The organism is Pseudomonas brassicacearum, assembly GCF_003732265.1.
In the GTDB taxonomy this organism is placed as follows: Bacteria; Pseudomonadota; Gammaproteobacteria; order Pseudomonadales; family Pseudomonadaceae; genus Aquipseudomonas; species Aquipseudomonas brassicacearum_D.
This window is the reverse complement of sequence record NZ_MOBK01000276.1, coordinates 1-253: the sequence shown is the minus strand read 5'-3', so window position 1 is coordinate 253 and position 253 is coordinate 1. Positions and strand designations below refer to the sequence as shown.

General features: G+C 52.6%; 1 pseudogene. It reads left to right on the top strand.

What is annotated here, in order from left to right:
* Positions 1 to 253: pseudogene (locus tag BK660_RS31245) on the top strand (amino acid ABC transporter substrate-binding protein); the annotation flags it as partial.

Below are 253 nucleotides of genomic sequence, written 5' to 3'. Positions count from 1 at the left end.
GGACTGACATGGCGATCTTCGAAAACCCGGAGTGGGGTTGGAAGGATATCCCGCACAGCACCGTCGACATGGGGCTGGAAGATGCTGAAATCTTTGTCGCACAGAGCAAGCCGGATCGTCAGCAGGGTTACTTCGCCGATTTGAAAGGCAAGCGTCTGGCGCTGTACAGCGGTTATCACTATGAATTCGCCAATTTCAATAACGATCCGCAATTTCTCAAGGACAGTTACAACGCGACGCTCACGACTTCCCA